This window comes from Nocardia sp. NPDC003345 (assembly GCF_053589395.1).
On record NZ_JBSFRU010000015.1, the window covers coordinates 34,292 to 40,632 of the forward strand.

The window sequence follows — 6,341 nt, forward strand, 5'->3', positions numbered from 1 at the left end:
GGAGTTCCGAAATGCCTGTCAGCACGTTCCTGTGGTTCGACGGCCGCGCCGAGGAGGCCGCCGCCCACTACACGGGGTTGTTCCCCGATTCCGCGATCCATACCGTCGATCACGGTCCGGACGGCGCGGTCACCACTGTCACCTTCGAACTGTCGGGACAGCGTTTCATCGCCTACAACGGCGGACCCCGGTTCGCCTTCACCCCGGCCGTCTCGCTGTATGCCGAATGCGGAACACAGGATGAGGTCGACACGCTCTGGGCCGGGCTGACCGAGGGCGGGCAGGAGGGGCCGGGCGGCTCCCTGACCGACCGTTTCGGTATCACCTGGCAGGTGATACCGAAGGCCATGGGCGAACTGCTGGCGGAGGCGGAACCGGATGCGGCGCAACGAATCCTCACCGCGATACATGCCATGACGAAGATCGAGATCCAGGGCCTTGCCGACGCCCGCGGGCACTGAGCCCGCGATATCCGCGCGGTGTCGTACCGACGACCGGAGGGAGCACCATGACCGACGACAGCATCCCGAATCGCCCGGGCCGGCTCCGGGCCGCGTGGACGCTGGCCCTACTGACCACCCTGTGCGCGGAGCTGACCTTCACGGCGGTCGCGGTCCCGTTCACCTGGCTGCTGCTGCCCCTGCTCATGGTGATGTACGGGGCCGGAGTGCTGCTGGTCCGGGAGGCGGCCGTCCGGGCCGGGGCCGGATGGCCGAGCCTGGTACTGCTGGGCCTGGCCTACCAACTGGCCGAGGACGGCCTCGGCCTCCAGGCCCTGACCAGCCCGGATATGTACGGCGCCGCCGATTGGGGGTGGCGGGCCCTCGGCGTGAACTGGACCTACTGGGTATCCCAGATCGGCGTGCACGTGGTGTTCAGTGTGCTCATCCCGATCGCGCTGGCCGATCTGCTGTTCCCCCGGCAGCGCGGCCGGCCGTATCTGCGGGCACGAGGCCTGGCGGGCACCGGCGCTCTCGCGGTGCTGGGCGTGCTCGGGTTACGGCTCGTCGTGGCCGGCACCGAGGACCCCGGCTACCGCGCCCCGTGGGGATGGACCGTCGCCTTCCTCATCGCCATCGCGGTACTGGCGGTCACGGCGCTGCGCTATCTGCCCGGCCGGCCGTTCCGGATGCCGCACCCCGCGGCAACCGTGCCGCGACCGGCCGCGCTCGGCGCCGCCGCGGCGGTGGTGACCGTGGTCTTCCTGGCACTACTGCTCCCGCCGGGGCTGCGCCCCGACAATCTCTACGGATCCGGTTTCCCGCTGTGGATTCCGCTGCTCGTCGCGCCGGTGGTGGCGATCGCCTTCGCGCGGCGGGTGCTGCGGTGGCGGGCGGCGCCGGAATGGGATGAGCGGCAACAGGTCTGGCTGATCGGCGGAATTCTCACCGGCCATACCGCTTTCATGATGGCGGCCTCCACCACCGCCGTCGTCACCGGCGCGCTGACCGTCGCGGCGGAAATCGCGTTGCTCGTCCTGCTGACCCGGCGTCTCGGTAGCCGGGACGCGCTGCGGGAGTCCGTCTCCGGTCGCGGATGACACCGCCCGCCCGGCCGGCCGGGGCCGACCACCCGCGCCGGTCGAGCGGCGCGCCCGGCTGCTGCCGGGGCGGGCGGGCGGTGCGGTTGCGCTAGATTGGGTCGAGATCAGGACGGCAGCGGCGCTTCGGCCGCCGCACCGTCGATATCCGGCCAGGGAAGGGACATCGGTGACCGCGACCGCGACGCAGCCCGGTCCCGCACCACACCGGTTCCGGTCCGCACCCCGGCTACTCGGAGTCCTGATCGTCCTGCTGACCGCGGTATCGCTACTGCACTGCGATCTGCTCGCCCCGGCCGCGCACGCCCATCCGGAGCACGCGGTGAACGGCGTGACCGCCACCGGGCATACGCACGCTTCGGGCGCCTTCGACTCGCACTGCCCCACCCATACGGTGCACTGTGTCCCGCAGGTGATTCTCCCGCACCGGGTCGGGGATCTTTTCGATTCCCTCGGGCCGGGCGTCCTGGCGGCGACAACCCTCGCCGCGATCTCGGCGACCCTCGTCACGGGCGGCCGCCCCCGCGGACCGCCCACGGCCCGGCCCGCGCTCGGCGGGCAGCGAATCCTCACCCTGTTCTGTATCGCGCGACGCTGATCGGTCAGCGCCAGGCCGCCCCGGCAGCGGGGCGCCGGTGACCGTATCAATCACCGTCGAGGGCACAGCCGTGCCCGATACAAGAAAGCGACCACAGGTCGATGGACAATATCGTGCTGCCCGAATGGGACGAGGCCGGAGCCCGCGCCGTCGCGGCGCCCGGCGCCGCGCTCACCCCGGATTCGCTGGTCGGCAACACACCGGTGCTGTGGGTGTCGGGCCCGCCGGCCACGGCACCGCGGGGCTTCTGGGCGAAACTGGAAGGGTTCAATCCCGGCGGGATGAAGGACCGGCCCGCCCTGCACATGGTCGAATGCGCCCGGCGGCGCGGCGAGCTCACGCCCGGCGCCCGGATCGTGGAGTCCTCCAGCGGAACACTCGGTCTGGGGCTGGCGCTGGCCGGGGTGGCCTACGGGCATCCGGTCACCGTGGTCACCGATCCCGGTCTGGAACCGATCGTGGCCCGGATGCTCGCCGCCTACGGCGCCACCGTGGACACGGTCACCGAACCCCATCGGGCCGGCGGCTGGCAGCAGGCCCGCCGCGACCGGGTGACGGAACTACTCGCCGCCGACCCGGCGGCGTGGTGTCCGGACCAGTACTCCAACCCCGACAACATCGCGGGCTACGAGCCGCTGGCGCTGGAGTTGCTCGAACAGCTCGGCAGGGTCGATGTGCTGGTGTGCGCGGTCGGCACCGGCGGCCATTCCGCCGGGGTCGCCCGGGTACTGCGCCGGTTCCATCCGGGCATGGCGCTGATCGGCGTCGATACCGTGGATTCCACGATCTTCGGATTGCCGGCCGGACCCCGCCTGATGCGCGGACTGGGTTCGAGTATCCATCCCGCCAACGTCGATTACGACGCCTTCGACGAAGTCCACTGGGTGGCCCCCGACGAGGCGGTCTGGTCGGCCCGCGCGCTGGCCAGGACCTATCACGTCAGCGGCGGCTGGAGCGTCGGCGCGGTAGCGCTGGTCGCGGGCTGGGCCGCCCGGACGCACCCGCCGGGTGCCCGCATCGCGGCGGTGTTCCCGGACGGGCCGCAGCGCTATTTCGACACCGTCTACAACGACGACTACTGCCGCGCGCACGATCTGCTGCGTACCGAGGCGCCGCCGGGCCCGGCGACCGTTTCGGCGCCGGCCGAGGGCCCGGTGCGATTCTGGACGCGATGCCGGGACGTACGCGATCCCCGGGCCGCCGGTGCGGCCACGACAGCGGAGGAGCGCTGATGGGAGCCGCGGCCGATTTCCGCAGTTTCGACACTCCGGCCCGCCTGCTGATGATCAATCAGTTCGGTATCAATCTCGGCTTCTACATGCTGATGCCCTATCTGGCCGGCCACCTCGCCGGCCCGCTCGGGCTCGCTGCGTGGGCGGTCGGTCTGGTGCTGGGGGTGCGCAACTTCTCGCAGCAGGGCATGTTCCTGGTGGGTGGGACCCTGGCCGACAGGTTCGGCTACAAACCGCTCATCGTCGCCGGATGTCTCTTCCGGACCGCCGGGTTCGCGCTTCTGGTGTTCGCGACGGACCTGCCCGCCCTGCTGATCGCCTCGGCGGCCACGGGATTCGCGGGGGCGTTGTTCAATCCGGCCGTCCGCGCGTATCTCGCCGCGGCGGCCGGGCCGCGCCGGGTGCAGGCGTTCGCGCTGTTCAATATCTTCTACCAGGCGGGCATTCTGGCCGGCCCGCTCGTGGGTATGGGATTGATGCTGCTGGACTTCCGCACCACCGCGGCGGTCGCCGCGGCGGTCTTCGCGGTACTGACGGTGGCCCAGTTGTTCGCGCTGCCGGCGCGCCGTGAGCACACCGGAGATGAGCGGGGCCCGGTGCTGAAGCAGTGGGGCGCTTTACTCGCCAACCGGCGCTTCGTCGCGTTCGCGGTCGCGATGACCGGGTCGTATGTGCTGTCGTTCCAGGTGTATCTGGCGCTTCCGCTGCAGGCCGGGATCCTCGCGCCGGAGCACGCGCAACTGTTGATATCCGGGATATTCGTGGTCTCCGCGGTGATCGCGATCGCGGGTCAGATGCGGATCACCGCGTGGTTCCGGTCCCGTTTCGGCCGCGGCCGCACCCTGGTGATCGGGATGGCCGTGCTCACCGCGGCGTTCCTGCCGATGGCGCTGATCCCGGGGCCGGAGGTGTTCGGGCCGGTGGCCGCGGTGACCGCGCTACTGCTGTGCGCCGCGATTCTGGCCGTCGGCACCGCCGCCGTGTTCCCGTTCGAGATGGATACGGTGGTCACTCTCGCCGAAGGACGCCTGGTCGCCACGCATTACGGCTTCTACAACACGGTCGTCGGTATCGGAATCCTCGCCGGGAACCTCGCCACCGGGGCGATTTTCGGTGCGGCCCGGGAGGCGGGAGCCGAATGGGCGGTATGGGCGGGGCTGGTCGTAGTCGGCGCCGCCACCACCGCCGCTCTGGCCCGCCTCGACCGCCATCCGGATCCGGCGAGTCCCGGCGCTGTGACGGGTACGGAGGTCACGGGCGAGGTCCGGACCGCGGGCACCTGACTCCCGGCAGCATCGCGCCCGGCCGTCGCAGCAACAGCCGGGCGCGGTGCTCGTCCTTCAGTGCCGCGGCGCCTCGGCCCGCAGGGTGAAGGCTGCGGTCTGCACCACGCCCTCGTGCCGGAAATCGAGGAACAGCCGGTAGATCCCCGGTCCGGGTACCGCGGTGTGGAAGGCGATCTCGGGACCGGGTGCGGTCACGCCGTCTCCGGGCTCCCCGGTGGGGTGGACGTGGATATAGGCCAGATCCCCGGCGCGGATCACCACCAGGTGTCCGTAGGCGGCGAGATAGGGCTCGAGATCGGTGACGGCCGCGCCGTCGCGGCGCACGGTCAGAGTCAGCAGGTCACCGGCTCCCGTGAGCAGGTCACCGCGCAATTCCACTTCGTAGCCGCCGGTCTCGACGGTACGTGCCGGCGTGGGTACCGGCAGCGGGGCGTAGCGGCCGGGGACCGCGAGGTCGGCGCCGAGGGTGAGGGTGCGGCCCAGGGCGCGGGGCGCGATATCGGTGAACACCCGGTAGGCGCCGGCGTCCGGCAGATTCAGCCGCACCGACCAGGTGCCGTCGTCCGCGCGCCGGGGATGGACATGCCAGAAGCCGGTCAGCTCGCGCCGGACGACGATCAGATGGAGTTCGCGGTCGTGGATCGGGGTGTAGTCGGTGACCGGCTCCCCATCCGGACCGAGAATCCGGAACCGGAAGTCGATCTCCCCCGGCTCCACCACGGGGGTCAGCAGATCGAGCGTGTAACCGTCCTGGGTGATCTGCAACCCGCCCGGTAACGACGCACCGTGACCGGCGTGGGCACCCGCATCGTGACCCGGCTGGGCGGCCGTGTCGTGATGGGTGTGCTGCCCGGCGTGGGTGACCGGTGCGACGGCGGGTGCTCCGGCACCGTGACCGCCGTGGCCGTGATGTGCGGTGTGTGTGGCGTGATTCGAGGCGTTCATCATGCTCTCCCTGTTCTCCTGACCGGCGGTTACGCAAATGAACATATACCCCCCATGGGTATATGGCAACACTGGACATTTATACCCCCTAGGGGTATATCTGTCTTCCGCCGGTACTCCGGCCCGGAAGAACGGAAGTCGTCATGAGTACACAGACATCACCCACCACCTCGAGGCGGTGGTGGGCGCTCGCGGTGATCGCCGCCGCACAGTTCATGGTCATCATGGACACCTCGATCATCGGCATCGCCCTCCCCGAGATGCAGGCCGAACTGGGTTTCTCCCAGGAGAACCTGTCCTGGGTCTTCAACGCCTACGTCATCGCCTTCGGCGGTCTGCTCCTGCTGGGCGGGCGACTGTCGGATCTACTCGGCGCGCGCAAGGTGTTCGCGGCGGGCTGGATCGTGCTGCTGGTGGGCTCGGTCGTCGCGGGCGCCGCCGGCGATAACGCGGTCGAACTGGCCGGACGCGCGATCCAGGGTGGCGGCGCGGCACTCATCGCACCGTCGGCGCTCACCCTGCTGATGATGCTGTTCGGCGCATCACCCGCGGAACTGACCAAGGCCCTCGCGGTCTACGGCGCGGCCGCCCCGGCCGGCGGTACCGCCGGGGTGTTCCTCGGCGGCGTCATCACCGAATACATCAGCTGGCCGTGGGTGTTCTACATCAACGTGCCGATCGCCCTGCTGGCCCTGATCGCGGTCCCGGCCCTGATGCCCGCCGCACCCGCCCGCCCTGGT

At 70.5% G+C, this 6,341-nt stretch carries 7 protein-coding genes; 6 read left to right on the forward strand and 1 reads right to left on the reverse strand.

What is annotated here, in order from left to right; translation table 11 throughout:
- Nucleotides 1-11: 11 nt before the first annotated feature.
- From ACWDU1_RS03605 to ACWDU1_RS03625, 5 genes are all read left to right on the forward strand, one after another.
- A complete protein-coding gene (locus ACWDU1_RS03605) occupies nt 12-461 on the forward strand; it encodes a VOC family protein (protein ID WP_449995633.1) in 450 nt (149 codons plus the stop codon).
- A gap of 47 nt (nt 462-508) precedes the next feature.
- Nucleotides 509-1,540 carry a hypothetical protein gene (locus ACWDU1_RS03610; protein WP_449995635.1) on the forward strand — a complete coding sequence of 344 codons (1,032 nt, stop codon included), beginning with the start codon at nt 509-511 and terminating at the stop codon, nt 1,538-1,540.
- A 169-nt stretch (nt 1,541-1,709) separates the two neighbouring features.
- The gene (lpqS, locus tag ACWDU1_RS03615; protein WP_449995636.1) at nt 1,710-2,138 is read left to right on the forward strand and encodes a putative copper homeostasis (lipo)protein LpqS; all 429 of its coding nucleotides are present in this window, start codon (nt 1,710-1,712) and stop codon (nt 2,136-2,138) included.
- Nucleotides 2,139-2,239: 101 nt separating this feature from the next.
- Complete coding sequence (locus tag ACWDU1_RS03620; protein WP_449995637.1) at nt 2,240-3,370, forward strand: PLP-dependent cysteine synthase family protein; 1,131 nt, start codon at nt 2,240-2,242, stop codon at nt 3,368-3,370.
- The gene (locus ACWDU1_RS03625) at nt 3,370-4,653 is read left to right on the forward strand and encodes an MFS transporter (protein WP_449995639.1); all 1,284 of its coding nucleotides are present in this window, start codon (nt 3,370-3,372) and stop codon (nt 4,651-4,653) included. Before ACWDU1_RS03620 ends, ACWDU1_RS03625 begins: the two co-directional genes overlap by 1 nt.
- Before the next feature lie 57 nt (nt 4,654-4,710).
- Here the strand turns inward: ACWDU1_RS03625 and ACWDU1_RS03630 are convergent, their stop codons facing one another.
- A complete protein-coding gene (locus ACWDU1_RS03630) occupies nt 4,711-5,601 on the reverse strand; it encodes a hypothetical protein (RefSeq protein ID WP_449995641.1) in 891 nt (296 codons plus the stop codon).
- A 143-nt stretch (nt 5,602-5,744) separates the two neighbouring features.
- Here ACWDU1_RS03630 and ACWDU1_RS03635 point away from each other — a divergent pair.
- Nucleotides 5,745-6,341, forward strand: a 597-nt coding sequence (locus ACWDU1_RS03635; RefSeq protein WP_449995643.1) for an MFS transporter, incomplete at its 3' end; no start/stop codon positions are given.

What these genes read in the sequence shown, in the direction of transcription:
- ACWDU1_RS03625 (WP_449995639.1), top strand. Translation starts at nt 3,370, where the DNA reads ATGGGAGCCGCGGCCGATTTCCGCAGTTTCGACACTCCGGCCCGCCTG.
- ACWDU1_RS03605 (WP_449995633.1), top strand. Translation starts at nt 12, where the DNA reads ATGCCTGTCAGCACGTTCCTGTGGTTCGACGGCCGCGCCGAGGAGGCC.
- ACWDU1_RS03620 (WP_449995637.1), top strand. Translation starts at nt 2,240, where the DNA reads ATGGACAATATCGTGCTGCCCGAATGGGACGAGGCCGGAGCCCGCGCC.
- ACWDU1_RS03610 (WP_449995635.1), top strand. Translation starts at nt 509, where the DNA reads ATGACCGACGACAGCATCCCGAATCGCCCGGGCCGGCTCCGGGCCGCG.
- ACWDU1_RS03630 (WP_449995641.1), bottom strand. Translation starts at nt 5,601, where the DNA reads ATGAACGCCTCGAATCACGCCACACACACCGCACATCACGGCCACGGC.